Raw genomic sequence first — 20,078 nt, forward strand, 5'->3', positions numbered from 1 at the left:
GAGTAAACGTGGTATGATAGCAGTCCCCCTGACGCACCGATGGGGTGCGGGAGGGGGACTGATGGGATTGTCCTTAGAGGACTAAGGGAGCTGACGAACCTTGTGACCTACGAGAGCGTAGTAGAGGAGGTAAGCTTCACCGATGAGGACGATGATCCAGGTGAACTGCCAACCGCCGAGGCTGTCTGCGAGGAAGCCTTGTACAAGGGGCAGGATAGCACCACCGACGATACCCATCATCAGGGCACCCGAGCCAGCGGACGTATACTTGCCGAGCTTGTCGATAGCCAGAGAGAAGATAGCCCCCCACATGACGGAGTGGAAGAGACCAGCACCAGCGAGGAGGTAAGGATTGTTCAGGACCATACCGCCGAGGACGAGGAGACCTGCGCCCAGAGAGGTGATGAGGAGCTGCTTGCTGGCGCTGATGCTGCTGAGGAAGCTACCACAGAGACGGCCGACGAGCATCAGACCCCAGTAGATGGTAGCCAGAAGTGCTGCATCCGAAGGCTCGAAGTTGAGGCTCTTACCATAGAGGTTGATGTTGTTCCCGATACAGACTTCGACACCGACATACATGAAGATAGCGACGACACCGAGGGCGAGGTGTGAGAAGCTCCATACGCTCTTTTCGAGGACTTCGCCTTCCTTCTTCTCCGTGCTTGCGATCGCGGGGAGGTGGAGCTTCGAGAGCGCTGCGATGAGACCACCGACGAGGACGATGAGTACGAGGAAGGGGATGTAGAGCGAGCTCAGCGCGATGTCCAGACCGCTCTTACCTGCGAAGATGACCGAAGCCACGAGGATAGGAGCGATGGTAGCCATCGTAGAGTTGGCCGTACCAGCGATAGACTGACGCGTGACACCCGTAGTACCCTTCACGTCACAAGCGACGATGTAGGGGTTCAGTACTGCCTGCAGGAAGGTCATAGCAGAGCCTGCTACGAAGCCAGCCAGAAGGAAGATGTAGTAGGCCACGGGGATGATGACGACGTTAGGATCGTCCGTAGCAGCCTGGAACTTTACGAGGTCTACTGACTCGAAGACATAGGCTGAGAGCTCATACAGTCCGAAGGCAGCGATCAGCCCAAAGAGACCCGTGATTAGGGTGTTCTTATAGCCCTTCTTCTCGATGCACTTGGCGCTGGGGATACCCATAGCAAGGTAGCCGAGGAAGAAAGCGAAGGTGATCAGCGTGGTGAGCGCATTGGTGAGCGAGCCCGATTTCTGCAGGAAAGCGGCCTGCATAGGTGCTTGGAACTGCCCGTTCAGGTTCGTGATCAGACCGACGAGGGCCATGAGCACGACCATGATGATGAACGGCACCAGATAGCTCTGAGTCTGTTTCTGTTGTGTCATTGCTTACTGTTTATGTGAATGGATTTTGTTTGTTAGCTGGCTAAGCTTCGAGCGTGAATCGGAAGATCGTCGTCGAGCGGAAGGTCTCTCCGGGATTCAGACGCGTCGAAGGGTATTCGGGCTTGTTGGGGCTGTCGGGATAGTGCTGCGTCTCTAAGCAGAGTGCGGCACGTGCCGGATAGCGGTGATCGTGCTTCCCGCGGAGGTTGCCGCTCATCCAGTTGCCCGTGTAGAGCTGTACACCAGGCTGGTCGGTGTAGACCTCCATGACGATGCCCGTCTTGGGTGAAGAGCAGCGCGAGGCAATAGCGAGCTTGCCCAGCTCCTTGTCCAATATATAGGTGTGGTCATAGCCACGTGCCCAGCGAAGTTGGTCGGTATCCGTGTCGATACGCTCGCCGATGAGGTGGGGCGTAGAGAAGTCCATGGGCGTACCTGCTACTGCAGCGGGAGCGCCATAGGGGATAGCCGTCTCGTCGGTGGGGAGGTATTCCTTAGCGAAGATCTCTAAGGTGTGATCGTGTACCGAAGGATCGCCTTCGCCTGAGAGGTTGAAGTAGGCGTGATTGGTGAGGTTCACTACCGTAGGACGCGTAGTGGTAGCCTCATACTCGATGCAGAGCTCGCCGTCATCGGTGAGCGTGTAGACGACGCGTACAGTGAGCTGGCCTGGGTAACCTTCTTCGCCGTCGGGGGAAGTGTAGGTGAAGGCGACCTTGTTAGGAGCCAGCTCTTCGCCATCCCAGATGACGGCATTGAAGCCCTTGAGTCCACCGTGCAGGCTGTTGGGGCCATTATTGATGGGGAGCTCATAGCTTGTGCCATCGATGGTGAAGTGACCTCGGGCGATACGATTCGCATAGCGCCCGCAGATAGCACCGAAGTAGGCTTCTTCGCTGTGGATATATTCGTCGAGACTGTCGTGACCGAGGACGACGTCTGTATAACCTGTGCGGCTGGGGACCACGAGTGAGACGAGCTTAGCACCTTGGTTGATGAAGTGCGCTTCGGCTCCTGCCTTATTGATCAGAGTGTAGAGCTGGACGGCTTTACCGTCTACAACTCCACGAAAGGCCTCATGGGAGAGCCCGGCTTTATTCTGCTGCATCGTTAGTTTGTAGTTAGTTGGCTGTGAAAGCCACTCAATTGAAGCTTTAACGTGGTCAAATATACGAATAAGTACGCATACAGCCACGGCTCTTGGTACTTTGTCTTGGAGCGGAATGAATAGATAAGCCGACGCCCCGCATCAAGTACTTGGTGCGGGGCGTCGGCTTGTATTTGGTAGGGAGTGCAGGCTACTTCTTCGGGGTGTAGAGACGCATGCTCTTGATGATGACGTTTTTCAGCGGGCGGTTGTTGTCATCCGTCTCGACGCGCTGGATCTTATCCACGGTGGCCCAGCCATCAAGCAGACGGCCAAAGACGGTATATCCGCCATCCAGATGCGCTGCACCGCCCTGGAGCTTGTAGGCTTCGCGCTGCTCGGGCGTGTACTTCCACGAGCGACCAGCTTCCATCTCGTCCAGATCCATGTCTGTATAGTACTTCCCCGTGACGATATAGAACTGGCTGAAGGAGGACTTCTTCTTGGGATTGGTGTCATCTCCCTCGCGGGCAGCACCGATATAGCCACGGACGTGGACGAACTTCTCGGGCATGATCTCTGCCTTTATCGTCGCTTCGTCGGAGTCGCCGGGGAGGGACTTCTCGCGGGAGAGGCCACGGGTCTTTAAGTTCCCAGCTTGGATCATGAAGTCCTTGATTACGCGGTGGAACTGTACACCGTCAAAGGCATGTTGTCTGACGAGCTTGAGATAGTTGTCACGGTGGACAGGCGTCTCGTTGAAGAGCTCGATAATGAAGTTACCCTTCGTCGTCTCTACGAGGATCTGGGGGCGCTGCTCGCTCTGTGCGCTGACGATAGAGCTTAGGCTAAGGGCACAGAAGAGCGCGAGTAAGGGGCGGAAAAGCTGTCGCATGGAGTGTGTGATGTGTGAGATTAGGGGAGGAGTGGCATGCTGTCGTTGGACGCATCAGCTGTGGTGATGAAGGCCTTGGGGTCAAGATCCTTGACGAGCTTCTTGAGCATAGCGAAGTGCTTACGCTCGATGATGATGAAGAGCACCTCACGGGGCGTGCCCGAGTACATCCCTTGGCCGTGGAGGAAGGTGCCACGCACGCCGATTTGTCCGATGAGTACCTCGCGAAGCTCCTGCGGTTTGTCCGAGATGATGAAGACCGACTTGTGGGGATTCTGAGGCTGGAGTGCGTCGACGACCTTGCTGTAGACGAAGATAGCGATCCACGAATAGAGGGGGACACGCCAGTCTTGGAAGACCCACAGCCCCAAGAGGACGATCAGCGAGTCGATGAGCATGATCAGGGTACTGACCTTCGTGTTGAACGCACGAGATAGTACGCGTGCCAAGGTATCGGTACCAGCGCAGGTACTTTGTGCCGTGAAGATCATCCATACACTTACTCCGAGCAGGGCCCCGCCGTAGAAGCTACAGAGAATAGACTCTTCGACGAGCGGACGACCGCCTGACCACGTCTCGATGAGGTCAGAAAAGAGAGCGACGAGGACGAAGGTCACGACGGTCTTGACTGCGGTGATCTTCCCAAGTCCCTTCATTGCCAGGAGGAAGAGCGGGATGTTGAAGACGAGTGCAATGGTACCAAGTCCCAATTCCAGCTCAAAGAGGCTGCGAGCGACCTCGCGGATGACGAGCGCTAAACCATAGACACCGCCCGGGCTAATATGTGCTGGGGCGAGGAAAAGACTGTAGCCAATGGCCAAAATGAAAGAGCCGAAGACGATGAGAAAGGCATCGAGCAGGAGCTGCTTCTTCGTTGTCGGAGCGGTAGGCATAGTGTATGAGGTAGATGTTTCTCTCACAAAGATAATTCCTCTGGTTGATTCTGCAGCCTCCCGAAGGGAGATCCCGCCGAAGCTACCTGACGAAGCTACTGGAAGTGATATGACTTCGCCTCAGAAGTTATATTACTTTCACTCAAAAGTTATATTACTTTTCACTGAATGTTATATTACTTTTCAGCGAAAGTTATATTACTTTTTCCAGCCCCTCCGAAAGCTTTGTGTAGACAGGCTTTGTAGAGTCCTCCCGAATTGTCTTCTGACCCGACAAAAAACGCCTTCCCCTCCCTTCGCCCGAGAGCGAAGGAAGGGGAAGGAAAAGCGCTGTTTCAGCCGCGCTATGAGCTGAATTAGATGGAGAGCGAAGCGGTGAACTGGACGTTGCGCCCTTCGGCGGGGATGAACTGCGTACTGTTGATCGTCGTACTGTAGTAGACGGTGTCGAAGAGATTGTTGACATTCAGCTGCAGGCTCAGCGCCTTCATAGGCGAGAAGCTTACGACGGTGTTGAAGATCGTACTGGGATCGATCTTATAGATATTGGTCTCGTCGGAGTAGAAGCTGCCCGTGTGGATCGCACCGAAGCCCAGTCTCAGGACGGTCTCGCTACTGAAAGCAGCATTGTAGAAGGCCCAAGCGGAGACCTTATCACGAGGGACGCGCTTGAGGCGATTGCCAGCGGTGACGTTTTGCGTGAAGTTGCTCGACGTGTATTCGGCGATACGCGCGTCGGTGAGCGAATAGCCGAGGTTGAAGTCAAAGGCAGAAGAGGGCGCGTAATTCATCTCCAGCTCGACACCCTTACTGATGGACTTACCGATAGGACCACCGATCTTGCGGCCGTCGGCAGCTACACCGAGGTTGGTGCGGACCATATTGTTCAGCGTGATATGGTAGGCGGCGGCGTGAAGTGAGAGTTGGTCGCCGAGATCCAGATGTAGGCCGGCTTCCCACTGGCGACCCGTCAGCGGCTTGAAGCTCTTGAGCTCTTCGGCACTCATCTCATGTCCGTCAGCAGCCATATAGACTACCTCGGGTGAGAGGGTGATGCGCTGGGGCTTGAAGAAGGAGGACACGGAGCCGTAGACGTTGAAGCTGGGCGTGATGTTGTACACAGCGCCGAGGCGATAGGTCAGTGCGGCATTCGTAAGTATCTGGTCGGTGGTGCGATCGAGGAGCTTGCGGTCATCCGTATTGTAGATGCCGAAGTCACGACGGAAGAAGTCCATACGTACCCCCGCAAGGAGTCGCAGATTCTGCCACGTCATGAAGTCCTGCAGAGATACCCCATTGACCAGGTCCTTGAAGACCTGCATACGGCGGTACTTCATATAGATCGGGCCCTGATCGAGGATAGGATCCTTCAGCGTCACGATAGATCCGACGCCAGCACCGGTATAGAGTGCGCGGTCAGAGCGACGAAGATCCATGTAGGAGAAGTTGTGAGCGGCGAGGATCGCGTGGCTGGTATTCCCCCAACGTAGACGTCCCGTCAGCTCGATCTGATTCTGTGCCGTCATCGTACCGTAGGCAAAGCCGAAGCCATCACGCTCTACGCGGTCGATGAGTACAGGTACCTTCGTCGTGCCGTTGAGGTAATAGTGCTTGGCACCGGTGGCTTTTGCTCCCGTGAGATAGTTCAGCCCGTCGGTAGAGTAGTAGTTGAGGCTATCGTAAGCGAAGAAAGCGTGCTCAGAGAGTCTCCAGCGCTCATCGATCGCGTAGTTGTACTTGGCGTGGAACTTGACCGTCTTATTCGTCAGGAACTCATTGGGGTCGGTGTAAGCTCTCGAGGCAGGTTCGCTGCTGGGGAAGGTACCTCGCTTGTAAGCCAGCTCATCGGTTGTGCTATCATAGACGTCCCACTTGAGGTGAGGCTGACCATAATCGCCACGGAACTGGTCATGGCTGATGATCGCAGCGAAGCCAAGCTTGTGCTTGGGCGAAAGCTTAATGTCGATAGCGGCATGTGCATTGGCGATCTTCGTGTAGTTACCACGCCAGCCATCACTGGTCGAATACTCCACGTCGGCGCGTGCATTCGCCTTGCTTGAGATCGCACTTGTCCCGCCAGCAGTGATACGATGCGTGCCGTACGAGCCGATGGTGTAGCTCGCGTCGAAGGCTGGACGGGCCTTAGGTTGCTTATTGATGATGTTGATGACACCACCGAGGGCGGAGTGACCTACGCTCATCGAGGCAGCACCCTTGAGTACTTCGATGTGGTCTACCGCTGCCATCCCCGTGAGTGGTGCTGATTGCCAGAGCGCATGACGCTCGTCGCGCATCCCATCGTTGAGGACGACGGACTCGTAGAAGCCTCGGAGGAAGAACATATGGAAGCCACCATAGTCCTTGAATGCCCCTACACCTGGGACCGTCTGCATAGCTTGTGCGGGATCGGTGTAGCCTAAGAGGCGGAGCTTCTCAAGAGGAAGGATATTCGTCGTCAGGGGGATCTCACGGCGTGGAGCGGGGATCTTGACGACTGTACTCGGTGCCATCACACGGGCACCACGTACTACGACTTCGCCGATGACCTGAGCCGAGTCGGCTGAGTCTGTAGTCTGGCCTGCCAGCGTCATAGGTAACGCCAGCGCTATGAGGCAGATAAATCGCTTCATGATGTACAGGTTTTGGTTTGTATAAATAGGCTTGGCGTCTGCTGGGGATAGGAGTGCACGCATTCACGTGCTGGGAGCTCCCTCCCGCGAGGCTGTCGCAAAGGTATAGCTTTCTCGTGAGAGGAAAATAAATGCGCAGGGCTGTCAACTGACAGTCCTACGCATCTATATAATAATAGGTATAGCCTCTCCCTAAAGTACCTCGAGCTGGGCGAAGCGCAGCAGGAGCTTCTTCGTTTCGCCGGTGTCGAAGGTGACGGTAGCCTTGGCATTGTCGCCACGACCTTCGAGCTCGTCGATGACACCCGCACCGAAGCGCTTGTGCACGACGCGTCCGCCGACAGCGAGCGCACCGATACGCTTGTGCTTCTCCTCAGGTGTGTCGCTCGCCTCTCTGCGCTCGATGAGGACACGGCGCGAAGGAGCGGGAGGCGCCGAACGGAAGACAGGGTGGTCGGAGAAGTCCGTCGGGAGGTCACCACCTGCGGGACGTACTGCCTTGGGGCGGTCCCAGGGCGAGGCGTGACTGCTTAGCCCTGAGTCGAAGGTCACTAATTCCTTGGGGAGCTCACGGACGAAGCGGCTGGGACGGCTGAACTCCGTGCGCCCATTGCGGAAACGCTCTCTCGCATAGCCGATATGACAAGTCTTCTCAGCACGCGTCAGGGCGACGTAGAACAGTCGACGCTCTTCCTCCAGCTCCTTGCCCGTATTGCTCATCATCGAGGGGAAGAGATCTTCCTCCAGCCCTACAATAAATACGTGAGGGAACTCCAGCCCCTTCGCCGAGTGGACGGTCATCAGTGTGATGCAGTCCTCATCGTTGCCCGTCTTGTCTTGGTCGGTCATCAGCGCGATCTCGCTGAGGTAGACACCGAGTGAGGGCGTCTGATCGGCCTCGAGAGCGGCGTGGATGTATTCGTCGATACCACCGAGCAGCTCCTGGATGTTCTCCACGCGAGCCTTGCCTTCGCTGGTGGTGTCGCTCTTGAGGTCGGCGAGGATGCCCGTCTCATTGATCACGCGCTCAGCGATCGCATAGAGGTCATCCTCCTGCTGGTTGTAGGTGCGTAGGTCATCGAGGAGGGCAGCGAAGGCTTGTAGTCGGGCAGCGGTGGGCTTATTGACCTCGACACCATAGGCGAGGGGATCACGGAGGATCTGCATCATCGGCAGGCCTTGCTGTGAGGCGGCCTGACGTACACGCTGTACAGTCGTGTCGCCGATGCTTCGCTTGGGGTAGTTGATGATACGCAGGAGAGCCTCCTCATCCAGCTCGTTGACCAAGACGCGGAAGTAGGCGACGACGTCCATGATCTCCTTGTGGTCGAAGAACGAGCGCCCGCCATAGATGCGGAAGGGGAGTCCTACACGGCGGAAGACCTGCTCGAGGGTACGGCTCTGCGCATTGGTGCGGTAGAGGATAGCCACCGAGCTGTAGGGATTGCCATCACGATGAAGACGCTGCACCTCGTCGGAGACCCAGAGAGCTTCGAGGTCACCCGTGAGCGCCTCATGTACGGTGATAGGCTCACCGACAGACTCCTCCGAGAAGACATCCTTGGGGATCTGGTACTCATTATTTGCGATGATCTGCCCCGCAGCCTTGACGATGGTCTGCGTGGAGCGGTAGTTGCGCTCGAGCTTGAAGGTGCGGGCGTTGGGGAACGTCTTCTCGAAGCTAAGGATATTGTCCAAGTTCGCCCCGCGGAAGGAGTAGATACTCTGGGCATCATCGCCGACGACGAAGATAGCACCCTTGTCCTGCATCAGCTGGCGTGCGATCATATACTGGGCGAAGTTGGTATCCTGATACTCGTCGATGAGGAGGTAGTCGATGCGGTCCTGCCAGAGCTTCAGTACATCGGGATGCTGGCGGAAGAGGATATTGATCTGCAGCAGGAGGTCATCGAAGTCCATCGCATTGGAGCGCTTGAGCTCAGCCTCATAGTGCTGGTAGATCTCGTAGAGCTTCGGCAGGCCACTCTTCGCATCGTACTTGAGGAAGTCAGTGTAGGAGGCGTAGGCACTGGCGGTGATGAGGCGGTTCTTCGCCGAGGAGATGCGGTTGTGCACGACATTGGGCTTGTAGACCTTGTCGTCGAGACCGAGCTGCTTGATGATGGCCTTGATACGGCTACGGCTGTCGGAGGTGTTGTAGATCGAGTAGTCCGAGGTGTAGCCGAGTAGGGGAGCATGCTGGCGGAGGATCTTCCCGAAGATCGAGTGGAAGGTGCCCATATGGATCTGCCGAGCTACCGAGCCGACGTGGCGGGAGATACGTGCCTGCATCTCACGGGCGGCCTTGTTGGTGAAGGTCAGCGCCATGAGACCTGCGGGGTGATAGCCCGAGTCTAAGAGATAGAGGAGCTTGTAGACGAGGACGCGGGTCTTGCCGCTGCCTGCGCCAGCGATGACCAGTGCAGGGCCATCGTTGTAGACGACGGCAGCACGTTGGGCTTCGTTGAGCTCACTGAGGTAGGGTAGGTCGAGGGTATCACTTGCACTCATGACGAGAGGGGTATATATAATAATGTAGGGGAGGGCTTATATGCCGAGCTCTTGCTTGGGGAGCTAAGGGCTTCTTTTGCCCCGCAAAGGTACAGCGAATCTCTCCATAATATATAGGTATGAGCCCCACAATGCGGTTGCATTGCGGGGCTCACTGCTCTTAGGGCATCGCTGTCTCTGAGCTACAGCTTAGTGCTGTATACTACGATGGCTGTGCCAGTCTCTACGCAAGCGATGGAGGAGGCGACGCGTGAGGCGTACCCCTTCGGGGATAGCTCCGACGAGGAGTATGAAGAGAAAGAGACTGGGAAGACGATCCTTCCAGTTGTCACCAGCGGACTCTGCATAATAGAGTAGCCAAGCGAGGAAGGCGTAAAGGATAGTGAGTAGGATTCGCTCCATAGGCATTATAAATTGTGGATTCAGTTGAGCTGTATGAGGGGAGCCTGAGGGCAAGTGCGTAGGTTGGTGCCAAGGCTCACCCTGCGAAAATAGTACATTATTATTATATAGATGCTTATCCTATCGAGCGCCTTGTCGGCAGAGCCTCTTCGGCAAGGTCTGCTGACCTATATGAGCCTGTTGCAGCGAGTCCTGTCCTCTATTTAGAGTGCTAAGGCATCGCACGCCCAGCTCCCCGATATACCTCTCCGAAGAGATACCCAAGCCCTTCGCCTTATCGCGAGTATTCCTCTTATTCAGCGGAGGGAAAAAGTGTCCTTCTCGTGAAGAGAAAAGCGTTTGCCTGTAGTGGGTTTTCTCTATCTACGTACGTAGTCTTAAAGACCAGGCACGTCAATCCAAATATCCATGTACGTAGATATTAGATCCATGTACGTAGCCCAAACTTATCTACCACTCGTCCGCAACTTTTATCCCTACGCAGAGCAACAACCTAATATGAGTCAATGCTCAGACCTATATAGATCGACGTCGTGACCTATACTGCTCCGTGCGATGACCAATACTGGTCCGTGTGATGACCTATATAGGTTCGCCCGCCGACCAATATAGGTCGGTAACACTCCCTTATGCGAGGTGGTACGATAGGCTCATGGAGAAGTCTCTTAGCTTAGTGGGGATGAGGGGGCTGTCAAAGGCGAGACAGAGAGCCGATTTATTCGTAACTTTGTGTACTATACATTCTTTCATGGTAGGCTCTGCTCGGGTCTTCCTTTCATTTATTAGATGCAAGACTTAGATATTCGTGGTGCCCGCGTGCACAACCTTAAGGACGTGGATGCTCACATCCCTCGCTACTCGCTGACAGTCTTCACCGGCCTGAGTGGTAGCGGGAAGTCCTCCTTGGCATTCGATACCATCTACGCTGAGGGTCAGCGCCGCTATATCGAGACGTTCAGCTCCTATGCCCGAGGCTTCCTTGGTGGAGGTCTCGAGCGCCCTGATGTCGATGAGATCACAGGCCTCGGCCCCGTCATATCTATCGAGCAGAAGACCACGAACCGCAATCCCCGCTCTACCGTCGGGACCGTCACGGAGATCTACGACTTCTTTCGCCTCCTCTATGCACGCGCAGGTACCGCTATATCGTACCTCTCGGGCAAGCCTATGGTGCGCTATACCGAGGAGCAGATCCTGGAGCTCCTCCTGGAGCGCTATGAGGGAAAGAAGGTCCTCCTCTTGGCCCCCGTCGTCAAGCAGCGTAAGGGGCATTACAAAGAGCTCTTCGAGCAGCTTCGTAAGAAGAGCTTCCTCACCGTCCGCGTCGACGGGGAGCTACGAGAGATCACCTACGGCATGAAGCTCGACCGCTACAAGCTCCATAGCGTCGAGGTACAGACCGACAAGCTCACTATAGCGGAGAAGAACCGCGACCGCCTACTTGCCAGCCTCCGCCTGACCCTCAAGGAGGGCGACGGGGTGATGATGCTCCAGGAGATCGCCACAGGCGAGGTCGCTTACTTCAGCCGCCATCTGATGGACCCCGAGACGGGGCTGTCATACAACGAACCCGCACCCCACAACTTCTCCTTCAATTCGCCCAACGGCAGCTGTCCGCGCTGTAAGGGCCTCGGCGAAGTGCGTGTCATCGACCTCGATAGCATCGTGCCCGACCGCACGAAGAGCATCTATGCTGGGGGCATTCTCCCCTTAGGGAAGTACCGCCGTACGCTGGTCTTCGCCCAGATCGAAGCCCTCTGCGCTAAGTATGAGGTCTCGATCAAGGATCCTATCTCCCAGCTGCCCGATGATCTACTCACAGAGATCGTCGAGGGTAGTGAAGAGGACTTAGTCCTGCTGGACGACCGCTTCACAGAGCTGCGTGGCGTACCCCTCTCCTATGATGGCCTCGGTGCCTACCTTATGGCACAGAGCGAAGAGGAGGAGAGCCCCCGAGATGCGGAGAAGTGGATGGCACAGTTCACCCGCACAGAGGTCTGCCCCGAGTGCCATGGCGGACGCCTGAACAAGGAAGCCCTGCACTACTTCATCGGCGGGAAGAATATCGGTGAGGTCGCTTCGATGGAGCTGACGTACCTGGCCTCTTGGCTTGAGGGGCTGGAGGATAAGCTGACGGATCAGCAGCGCACCATCGCTACCGAGGTACTCAAGGAGATCCGTACCCGTCTGTCCTTCCTCCTGGATGTGGGCCTCGGCTACCTCTCTATGAACCGCATGACCGCCTCCCTCTCAGGGGGCGAGAGCCAGCGTATCCGTCTGGCGACGCAGATAGGTACTCAGCTTGTCGAGGTGCTCTATATCCTCGATGAGCCGAGCATAGGCCTCCACCAGCGAGACAATGTGCGCCTCATCCATTCGCTGCAGAAGCTCCGTGATCTGGGGAATACCGTCATCGTCGTTGAGCATGACAAGGATATGATGCTCGAGGCAGACCATATCATCGATATGGGGCCGAAGGCTGGCCGCCTCGGTGGTGAGGTCGTCTTCTCAGGCTCGCCTGAGGCGATGATGCGTGCAGGTACGCTGACGGCACGCTATATCAGCGGTGTCGAGACCATCGAGATCGCCCCTGAGCGTCGTCCGATGACCGAGCGTCAGCTCCGCCTGACAGGTGCGCGTGGCAATAACCTCCGTAGTATCGATGTCAGCCTCCCACTGGGTACCATGATATGTGTCGCTGGGGTATCGGGGAGTGGTAAGAGCACGCTCATCAATGAGACCCTGCTGCCTATCCTCAGTCAGCACCTCTATTCATCGCTGAAGGATCCACTGCCCTACGATAGCATCGAGGGGCTGGAGTACGTCGACAAGGTCGTCGCCGTAGACCAGTCGCCTATCGGCCGTACGCCCCGTAGCAATCCCGCGACTTATACGGGCGTCTTCACCGATATCCGTAACCTCTTCGTGGGGCTTCCCGAGAGTAAGATGCGCGGCTACAAGCCTGGACGCTTCTCCTTCAACGTCTCGGGCGGGCGCTGTGAGACCTGCTCAGGGAATGGCTACAAGACCATCGAGATGAACTTCCTCCCCGACGTCTTCGCTCCCTGCGAGGCTTGTCACGGACGTCGCTACAATAGAGAGACCCTCGAGGTGCGCTTCAAGGGTAAGTCCATCGCCGACGTCCTCGACATGACGATCAATGCGGCGGTGGAGTTCTTCGCCCACGTCCCCCATATCCTCAAGAAGCTTCAGGTCCTGCAGGATGTAGGCCTCGGCTATATCAAGCTCGGGCAGTCCTCGACGACCCTCTCTGGCGGAGAGAGTCAGCGTATCAAGCTGGCCTCCGAGCTCGCTAAGCGCGACACGGGTAAGACCGTCTATATCCTCGACGAGCCGACTACGGGTCTGCACTTCGAGGATATCCGTGTCCTCCTCGGCATCCTCAATCGCCTCGTCGATCGCGGGAATACCGTCATCATCATCGAGCATAACCTCGATGTCCTCAAGAGTGCTGACTATATCATCGAGATCGGTCCCGAGGGTGGAAAGGACGGTGGGCAGCTGCTCTTCGCTGGTACTCCCGAGGCTTTGGCAAAGGTCAAGGACAGCCCTACGGCACCTTTCCTCGCCGACGAACTCAAGCTTGCTGGCCGTAAGAAGGCTTCACACAAATAGTAATAGTATGTTGTATTGAATAAACCCTTACCCCTAACACTATAACCACCACACCCATGAAACTTGGAAACCGTTTATCCAACAAGATCTGTCCCGACAACATGACGATCGAGGAGTGGCAGGTAGCCCTCCGCCGTGAGAACGCACGCGAGAGTGACTTCACCGTGGAGCACCTCGACAAGAACCGCATCTGGGGTGACTACCTCGTCTGTAGCAGCACCGGCCGCTACCGTGTCGCCTTCCGTGGCGTACAGAGCGATCGCAACTTCTGCTCCTGTCTGGACTTCCGTACCAATGGTCTCGGTACGTGTAAGCACCTCGAGGCGGTATCGCTCTTCCTCGAGGAGCACGTCCCAGGCTACCCCTGGGCTGGCCTGAGCTATGCTGCCGAATACTCCTCTATCTATGTCAGCTACAAGGGCGGGCGTAGCATCCGCCTCCGTGTAGGCGATGCGTACCGTGCCGAGTACGAGCGTCTGAAGGAGAAGTACTTCTCTCCCGAAGGGATCCTCCCCGAGAGCAACTATCACCTCCTTGAGCAGATCTGTGAGGAGGCACTGGCGATCTCATCCTCTTTCCGCTGCTACGAGGATGTGCAGGAGTTCGCCGAGGAGTGTGCCCAGCTCCATCAGTGGAAGACCGAGCTCAGCTCTGCCTATCCCGAGAAGGCCATCCCCTGGGATAAGAAGCAGATCAACCCTGCTTACTCCGAGGTCGAGCACCTACTCTATGACCTTTGCTTGAATGGCTTTGGCTTCATCGTCGGCCTCAAGCATCCCTTCTACATGCACCTCTTGGCCCGCCTCGTCGAGGAGGTCTATCAGGGTGAGGTTGAGCGTAACAAAGGCTATATCATCGTAGGGAATGAGACCGATGTCCTACTCTGGCAATCCATCCTCCTGCAGTACAGCGAGTACATCCATCTGCCTGTGCAGGTGGTCTCACAGCAGACCTTCCTCAAGCAACCCATACAGCAGGGGGCGAAGGCAACCTTTGTCTACGTCAATGATGCCGACTGCTTGAAGGAGTGGAAGAACCCCGTCTCGCTCGCCATCAAGCGCCTTGAGATCAAGCATCTCTACATGCATGTCGAGACGCTTCAGCACTTCACACCTGTGCAGCTCTCCTCGATCCTGCAGCACATCAATCCCTTCATCATCGGGCCCTTCTACAAGTTCATCCACACGTACCGCCCGATGTTCCCCCTTCGTGAGCGTCAGGACTTCCTCCCCCCCGAGATGCAGCCCTTCACATTCTTCGTGACGCAGGTGCTCTTGACGGCGCTCGTCCTACCCTCGGGAGATGCTCCTTCGTCGGCTCCTCTGCCGGTAGAGGAGATGCTGACCCCTGAGACGCGTGTGACGAAGTTCCTCTCCCTGCTCGGCGAGATCCTCGACGACCCGAAGTCTACCGAGATCCTTCGTGAGCGGATCGCCCGTGGTGCTGGCTTGCGGTAGCTTGTCTAAGTAGTCTATTTAGATTACCTTTGCACTCAATTTGTTAGGGTGTTGTGGACGGAGATCTCACCTCCTTGCCCGACCCGACAGATATTACGATCCGCATAGTATACATTAAAATAATAAAAGACGAATGGCTGTATCGATTAAGCAGACCTCCGATGTAGCAGCTGTCATCACCGTCCAGGTGAGTGCAGCAGACTACCAACCCCAAGTAGATAAGGCACTGAAGAACTATCAGAAGAATGCTTCTATCCCTGGCTTCCGTAAGGGCCACGCGCCCCTCGGCCTCATCAAGAAGCAGGTAGGCACCTCGGTCAAGGTCGAGGAGATCAACCGTGCTGTCGTCAGCGCCCTCTTCGGCTATATCGACGAAGAGAAGCTCCAGATCCTCGGCAATCCCCTGCCCGTAGAGGACGCTAAGGAGTACGACTTCGCTACGGAAGAGAACTTCGAATTCTCCTACGACGTAGCCCTCGCTCCTAAGATCGAAGCTAAGCTCGAGAAGAAGGACAAGCTCACCTACTACCGCATCGTCGCTACCAAGGAAATGGAAGACGAGCAGATCAAGCGTATGCTTGAGAACGCTGGTAAGCAGATCGAAGCTGACACTGTAGAGGACAACGACGTCGTCTACGGCCGTGCCATCGAGCTCGCTGATGGTCAGACTAAGGAAGGCGGTATCGAAGCTGCTCAGGCGCTGATCCTCCCCCGCTTCACTAAGAGTGAAGCTGAGAAGGCTAAGCTCATCGGTGCTAAGCTCGGTGATACGATTACCTTCGAGCCCTTCGCTCTCTATGACGGTCAGGCTGCTGAGATCGCTTCACTCCTCCAGATCGAGAAGGAAGCTGTCCCCGCCCTCGATGGTGTAGCCTTCTCCTACCAGATCACGAAGATCTCACGCCGCGAAGCTGCTGAGCTCAACGATGCCTTCTTCACCGAAGCCTTCGGCGAAGGTAGCGACATCCGCAGCGAAGAAGCTCTGCGTAAGAACATCCAGGAGAGCTTCGCTGAGCAGTTCGCTACCGAGAGCGACTTCAAGTTTACGCGTGACCTGCGTGCTCTCCTTCTGAAGAAGGCTGGCAAGGTAGCTTACGACGAAGCTCTGCTCAAGCGCATCTTCCTCGCTCGCAACGCTGAGGCTAAGGTCGAAGATCTCGATCGTGACATGCCACAGATCCTCGATGACATCACCTTCGACCGCATCAAGGGTCAGCTCCTTGAAGCTGCTGGTGTGCAGATCTCTGATGAGGACCTCAATAAGTTCGCCCTTATCGTAGCTAAGAACCAGTTCGCTATGTACGGCATGACTTCTGTGCCCGACGAACTGCTCGAGAACTACGCTCAGAGCATGCTCAAGGACGAGCGCACGAAGGAGAACCTCATCGACCGCGTCGCTGACTCCAAGCTCGCTGCTATCGCTAAGGAAGCGATCACCGTCACTGAGAAGGAAGTATCTCCCGAAGACTTCAACAAGCTGATGAGTGAAGACAAGAAGGCTTAAGCCTCGCTGTCCTCCCAGCAGATATATAGACAGAAGCCCCGTCGCAGATCCCTGCGGCGGGGCTTTTTGTATTATCTGGTATCGAGAGATTGGTATTTAATAAGAAGTTTCCTACCTTTACCGCAAAGATAGACAAGGAGAGACACACCGACACACCCACGCGATCCTCTCCGACCAACGCATTTCCCTCACCGACGTACCTCCTCCCTATGGCTGAGCGATAGTCTTAAACACATGCCCTGAGTACCTTTTCATTATAGTAAGAGTAGGCACTCCGAGTAGACCCGCACAGCCGTACCATCCTCCCTCAGACCCTCCCTTCCCGGTGCGAACACCAACCTACACGAGTAGGGGAGAGCCTTTAGTACACACCTTGATGTGTATCTCATCACCCTCCAGCAGGGGGCGGATGAGGTCCACTCTACCCGTCGTCAGATCCCATCCGTTTCACCTTAGTTACCCAAAGACGCAAATGAAGAAGAGTTTACTCTTACTCCTATTCCTAACTCTTTCGATAGGAGTAGCATGGGCTCAAAAGAAGCAGATCACCGTCAAGGGGATCGTCCTCGCTGTGGAGGACAAAGAGCCCATCGTCCCGGCCTCAGTCCAGTCTGTAGACTATCCTAATATCGGTACGCTGACCGACCCGAAGGGACGCTTCACCCTTCACCTCCCCGAGGGAGCTCGCACGCTACGTGTGTCGAGCGTCGGCTATGTCAGTAAGGTCGTCGCCATCACGGGCAAAGAACTTCGCATCCTCCTGGACAACGATGAGCAGTCCATCGACAAGGTCGTCATCGTAGCCTACGGTACGCAGAAGAAGCAGAGCCTCGTCGGGGCACAAGCCTCGATCAGTGGCAAGCAGCTTGCAGCCCGACCTATCTCTAATGCCTCGAACGCTCTGGCCGGTGCTGCCGCAGGGGTGCAGGTCACGACCTCATCGGGTCAGCCTGGCTCCGAAGCAGATATCCGTATCCGTGGCTTCGGCTCGGTCAATGCTTCCTCAGCCCCTCTGTACGTCGTCGACGGTGCCGTCTATACGGGCCGTATCTCGGATATCGCTCAGCAGGATATCGCTGATATCTCTGTGCTGAAGGACGCTGCTGCCACCGCCCTCTACGGCTCCAGTGCAGGTAATGGGGTTATCCTCATCACCACGAAGCGCAATGCTGGGCAGGCTGGTCAGCCTCACTTTACCTTCTCTACCAGCCAAGGCTTCTCTGTCCGTGGGCTTCCTGAGTACGATAAGATCGGTACCATGGATCACTACAAGGTCCGCTGGCAGCAGTGGTACAACACGCTCCGCTACAACGAACGCAATAAGAATAAGACTGATGAAGAGCTCGGTACGATCGCAGCCCTCCAGACTTATCAAGCGCTGAAGTACAATCCCTATAGTGGTATCGACTCCTACTATCGTAAGGACGCCAATGGGGTCTATCACCTCTCTAAGGGTGGCCCTGCTAAGGGTGCTTATCCTGGTATCCTCCTTCCTACCGGTGAGCTGAATCCCGAGATCAATGGCCTCCTCTATGGCGATGACCTCGACTGGTACAATGCCTTCTACCGCACGGGCCATCGTGGTGAGTACACGCTCAGCGGGGGGCTCCGTACCGATAAGCTCCAGTCATACCTCTCGCTGAACTACCTCAACGAGCGTGGCTTCATGATCGAGTCAGGCTACAAGCGCTACAACCTCCGTGCTAACCTCTCGTATGATATCCGCCCCTGGCTGACGCTCGGTACGAATATTGGGCTGACGCACACACGCTCCGAAGGTCCTCGCTCGCTCGGCGGTGCTTCTGCCAATGGTGCACACTTCTCCCAGACTGTCGCTCCTATCTATCCTATCCATGTCCACGACCCGCTCACGGGAGCATACGTCCTCGATGACCGTGGGAATAAGATCTACGACCACAGCGGCACCCGTCCCTATCGTAAGAACTACAATACCATTGAGCTGGCCTACCTCGACCACAATGAGTCGCTGCGTGATGCCTTGATGGGCCGTGCACATCTCGATATTAAGCCTATCGACGGGCTTAAGCTCTCGCTTCAGGTAGCCTACGACCAAACGAATAGCCGCTCTAAGGTCCGCTACAACAACAAGACGGGGGATAATCCTCAGGGTGTGCTCAATGTGGATGTAGGTCGTGGCACGACTCTGACCTTCACACAGCTCGCTAACTACACGAAGAAGCTGGGTAAGGATCATGAGTTCGAAGGGCTCATCGCCCATGAGAGCTATGATCTCGAGAACTTCGGTATGTCGGGCTCGAAGGAATTCTTGAAGTTCATCGTCATCGATGAGCTCTCCAACTATACCAAGGTACGCTCGGTCAACTCCAGCACCGATGTCTATCGCAAGGAAAGTTACTTCGGTCGCTTCAACTACAACTACAGCGACCGCTACAACCTCTCGCTGGCCTACCGCCGAGATGGCTCCAGCCGCTTCCATAAGAATAGCCGCTGGGGGAACTTTTGGGCCGTGGGTGCTGGGTGGAATATCAACTCCGAGAAGTTCATGAAGAACGTCTCTTGGGTCAACCGCCTCAAGCTCCGTGGCTCCTATGGGCAGACGGGGAATGATGGGCTCTCTGGCTACTATCCCTATCAGACTACCTACGGATCCAGCAATAACCTCGATGAGCCTGGTCTGCGTGTAGCACATGTCGGGAATACCGACCTGACGTGGGAAACTCAGATTACCTCTGACGTAGCTCTTGAATTCGGCCTCTTTGACCGAATCGATGGTACGATCGAAGTCTTCAACAAGGAGTCGAAGGACCTGCTCTTCCAGTATGAGCTCGCTGCCTCGACGGGTGTCGCCAGCATCGACCGTAATATTGGTAAGGTCCGCAACTATGGTCTCGAGCTCGAGCTCGGCGCTAAGATCCTGCGTATCGGTGACTTCTCCTGGAGTCTGCGCGCTAACGCTACGTGGCTGAAGAATAAGATCGTCAAGCTCCCTGACCTTAATCGTGAGGATGGTATCATCGTCGGGACGAAGAAGTATTTGGAAGGTCGTAGTCTCTATGACTACTACCTCTACGAATACCTCGGGGTAGACCCAGCTGATGGTAAGGCTATGTACCGTCTCGACCGGGAGAAGTATCCCGATGAGCCTGGTCTCGAAGCTACGGGTGAGCGCGCTACCTACACGAAGAATGGGGAAAAGGCTCGCAAGCACTATGCGGGCTCATCTATCCCTGATGTCTATGGTGGCTTCTCCACGAACTTCCGCTACAAGGATATTGGCCTCAACTTCGTCTTTGCCTATCAGATCGGTGGTAAGTCCTACGATGGTCTTTATCAGAGCATGATGTCACGTGACCTTACTACGGGGACAGCTATGCACCCTGACCTCTATCATGCTTGGCGCAAGCCTGGGCAGGTCACTGGCGTCCCTCGCCTCGATGCTGACCCACAGAACTTCTCGACGATGACCTCTGACCGCTGGCTCATCTCTTCGACTGCCCTTGCACTGAAGAGTATCTCGATGAGCTACGATCTCCCCAAGCGCTTCGCTAAGAAGCTCGGGGTCGATGGTGTTGGCCTCACCTTCGCTGCTGAGAACCTCTTTATCCTCTCCAAGAGAAAAGGGCTCAACCCCTTCAGCGGCTACACTGGAGTCCATAACTCTGTTGGCTATGCTGCTGCCCGCACCTTCACTACGACTCTCAATGTCACCTTCTAATCTTTGC

At 55.8% G+C, this 20,078-nt stretch carries 11 protein-coding genes; 4 read left to right on the forward strand and 7 right to left on the reverse strand.

Features of this window, described 5'->3' with window-relative positions; genetic code table 11:
* Positions 1–81: 81 nt before the first annotated feature.
* The 7 genes from HMPREF1323_RS01700 to HMPREF1323_RS01730 all read right to left on the reverse strand — a co-directional run bounded on the left by HMPREF1323_RS01700 (position 82) and on the right by HMPREF1323_RS01730 (position 9,777).
* Positions 82–1,359 (reverse strand): MFS transporter, encoded by a 1,278-nt coding sequence (locus tag HMPREF1323_RS01700; protein ID WP_009432457.1) that lies wholly within the window; start codon positions 1,357–1,359, stop codon positions 82–84.
* Between the two features lie 40 nt (positions 1,360–1,399).
* On the reverse strand, positions 1,400–2,467 hold the full coding sequence (locus HMPREF1323_RS01705; RefSeq protein ID WP_009432492.1) for an aldose epimerase family protein: 1,068 nt from the start codon (positions 2,465–2,467) through the stop codon (positions 1,400–1,402).
* A gap of 190 nt (positions 2,468–2,657) precedes the next feature.
* On the reverse strand, positions 2,658–3,341 hold the full coding sequence (locus HMPREF1323_RS01710; protein ID WP_009432447.1) for a peptidylprolyl isomerase: 684 nt from the start codon (positions 3,339–3,341) through the stop codon (positions 2,658–2,660).
* Positions 3,342–3,361: 20 nt separating this feature from the next.
* Complete coding sequence (locus tag HMPREF1323_RS01715; RefSeq protein WP_009432503.1) at positions 3,362–4,234, reverse strand: YitT family protein; 873 nt, start codon at positions 4,232–4,234, stop codon at positions 3,362–3,364.
* A gap of 356 nt (positions 4,235–4,590) precedes the next feature.
* On the reverse strand, positions 4,591–6,864 hold the full coding sequence (locus tag HMPREF1323_RS01720) for a TonB-dependent receptor (protein ID WP_198004361.1): 2,274 nt from the start codon (positions 6,862–6,864) through the stop codon (positions 4,591–4,593).
* A 192-nt stretch (positions 6,865–7,056) separates the two neighbouring features.
* Positions 7,057–9,375 (reverse strand): ATP-dependent helicase, encoded by a 2,319-nt coding sequence (locus HMPREF1323_RS01725; protein WP_009432450.1) that lies wholly within the window; start codon positions 9,373–9,375, stop codon positions 7,057–7,059.
* Positions 9,376–9,564: 189 nt separating this feature from the next.
* Positions 9,565–9,777, reverse strand: coding sequence for a hypothetical protein (locus tag HMPREF1323_RS01730; protein WP_009432502.1), 213 nt, complete (start codon positions 9,775–9,777; stop codon positions 9,565–9,567).
* A 786-nt stretch (positions 9,778–10,563) separates the two neighbouring features.
* Between HMPREF1323_RS01730 and uvrA the strand changes: the two genes are divergently transcribed.
* From uvrA to HMPREF1323_RS01750, 4 genes are all read left to right on the forward strand, one after another.
* Entirely contained in the window at positions 10,564–13,413 is a 2,850-nt protein-coding gene (uvrA, locus tag HMPREF1323_RS01735; protein ID WP_009432439.1) for an excinuclease ABC subunit UvrA, read from the forward strand.
* Positions 13,414–13,469: 56 nt separating this feature from the next.
* Positions 13,470–14,870, forward strand: a complete 1,401-nt coding sequence (locus HMPREF1323_RS01740; protein ID WP_044123881.1) for a hypothetical protein — start codon at positions 13,470–13,472, stop codon at positions 14,868–14,870.
* A 133-nt stretch (positions 14,871–15,003) separates the two neighbouring features.
* A complete protein-coding gene (tig, locus tag HMPREF1323_RS01745) occupies positions 15,004–16,374 on the forward strand; it encodes a trigger factor (RefSeq protein WP_009432461.1) in 1,371 nt (456 codons plus the stop codon).
* A 472-nt stretch (positions 16,375–16,846) separates the two neighbouring features.
* Positions 16,847–20,071: a SusC/RagA family TonB-linked outer membrane protein gene (locus HMPREF1323_RS01750; RefSeq protein ID WP_009432481.1), complete on the forward strand. Its 3,225-nt coding sequence runs from the start codon at positions 16,847–16,849 to the stop codon at positions 20,069–20,071.
* Positions 20,072–20,078 lie beyond the last annotated feature (7 nt).

The organism is Porphyromonas sp. oral taxon 279 str. F0450 (assembly GCF_000292995.1).
GTDB lineage: Bacteria > Bacteroidota > Bacteroidia > Bacteroidales > Porphyromonadaceae > Porphyromonas > Porphyromonas pasteri.

Excerpts from the sequence above, each read along its gene's own strand:
- HMPREF1323_RS01700 (WP_009432457.1), bottom strand. The coding sequence starts at position 1,359 with ATGACACAACAGAAACAGACTCAGAGCTATCTGGTGCCGTTCATCATC.
- HMPREF1323_RS01705 (WP_009432492.1), bottom strand. The coding sequence starts at position 2,467 with ATGCAGCAGAATAAAGCCGGGCTCTCCCATGAGGCCTTTCGTGGAGTT.
- HMPREF1323_RS01710 (WP_009432447.1), bottom strand. The coding sequence starts at position 3,341 with ATGCGACAGCTTTTCCGCCCCTTACTCGCGCTCTTCTGTGCCCTTAGC.
- HMPREF1323_RS01715 (WP_009432503.1), bottom strand. The coding sequence starts at position 4,234 with ATGCCTACCGCTCCGACAACGAAGAAGCAGCTCCTGCTCGATGCCTTT.
- HMPREF1323_RS01720 (WP_198004361.1), bottom strand. The coding sequence starts at position 6,864 with ATGAAGCGATTTATCTGCCTCATAGCGCTGGCGTTACCTATGACGCTG.
- HMPREF1323_RS01725 (WP_009432450.1), bottom strand. The coding sequence starts at position 9,375 with ATGAGTGCAAGTGATACCCTCGACCTACCCTACCTCAGTGAGCTCAAC.
- HMPREF1323_RS01730 (WP_009432502.1), bottom strand. The coding sequence starts at position 9,777 with ATGGAGCGAATCCTACTCACTATCCTTTACGCCTTCCTCGCTTGGCTA.
- uvrA (WP_009432439.1), top strand. The coding sequence starts at position 10,564 with ATGCAAGACTTAGATATTCGTGGTGCCCGCGTGCACAACCTTAAGGAC.
- HMPREF1323_RS01740 (WP_044123881.1), top strand. The coding sequence starts at position 13,470 with ATGAAACTTGGAAACCGTTTATCCAACAAGATCTGTCCCGACAACATG.
- tig (WP_009432461.1), top strand. The coding sequence starts at position 15,004 with ATGGCTGTATCGATTAAGCAGACCTCCGATGTAGCAGCTGTCATCACC.
- HMPREF1323_RS01750 (WP_009432481.1), top strand. The coding sequence starts at position 16,847 with ATGAAGAAGAGTTTACTCTTACTCCTATTCCTAACTCTTTCGATAGGA.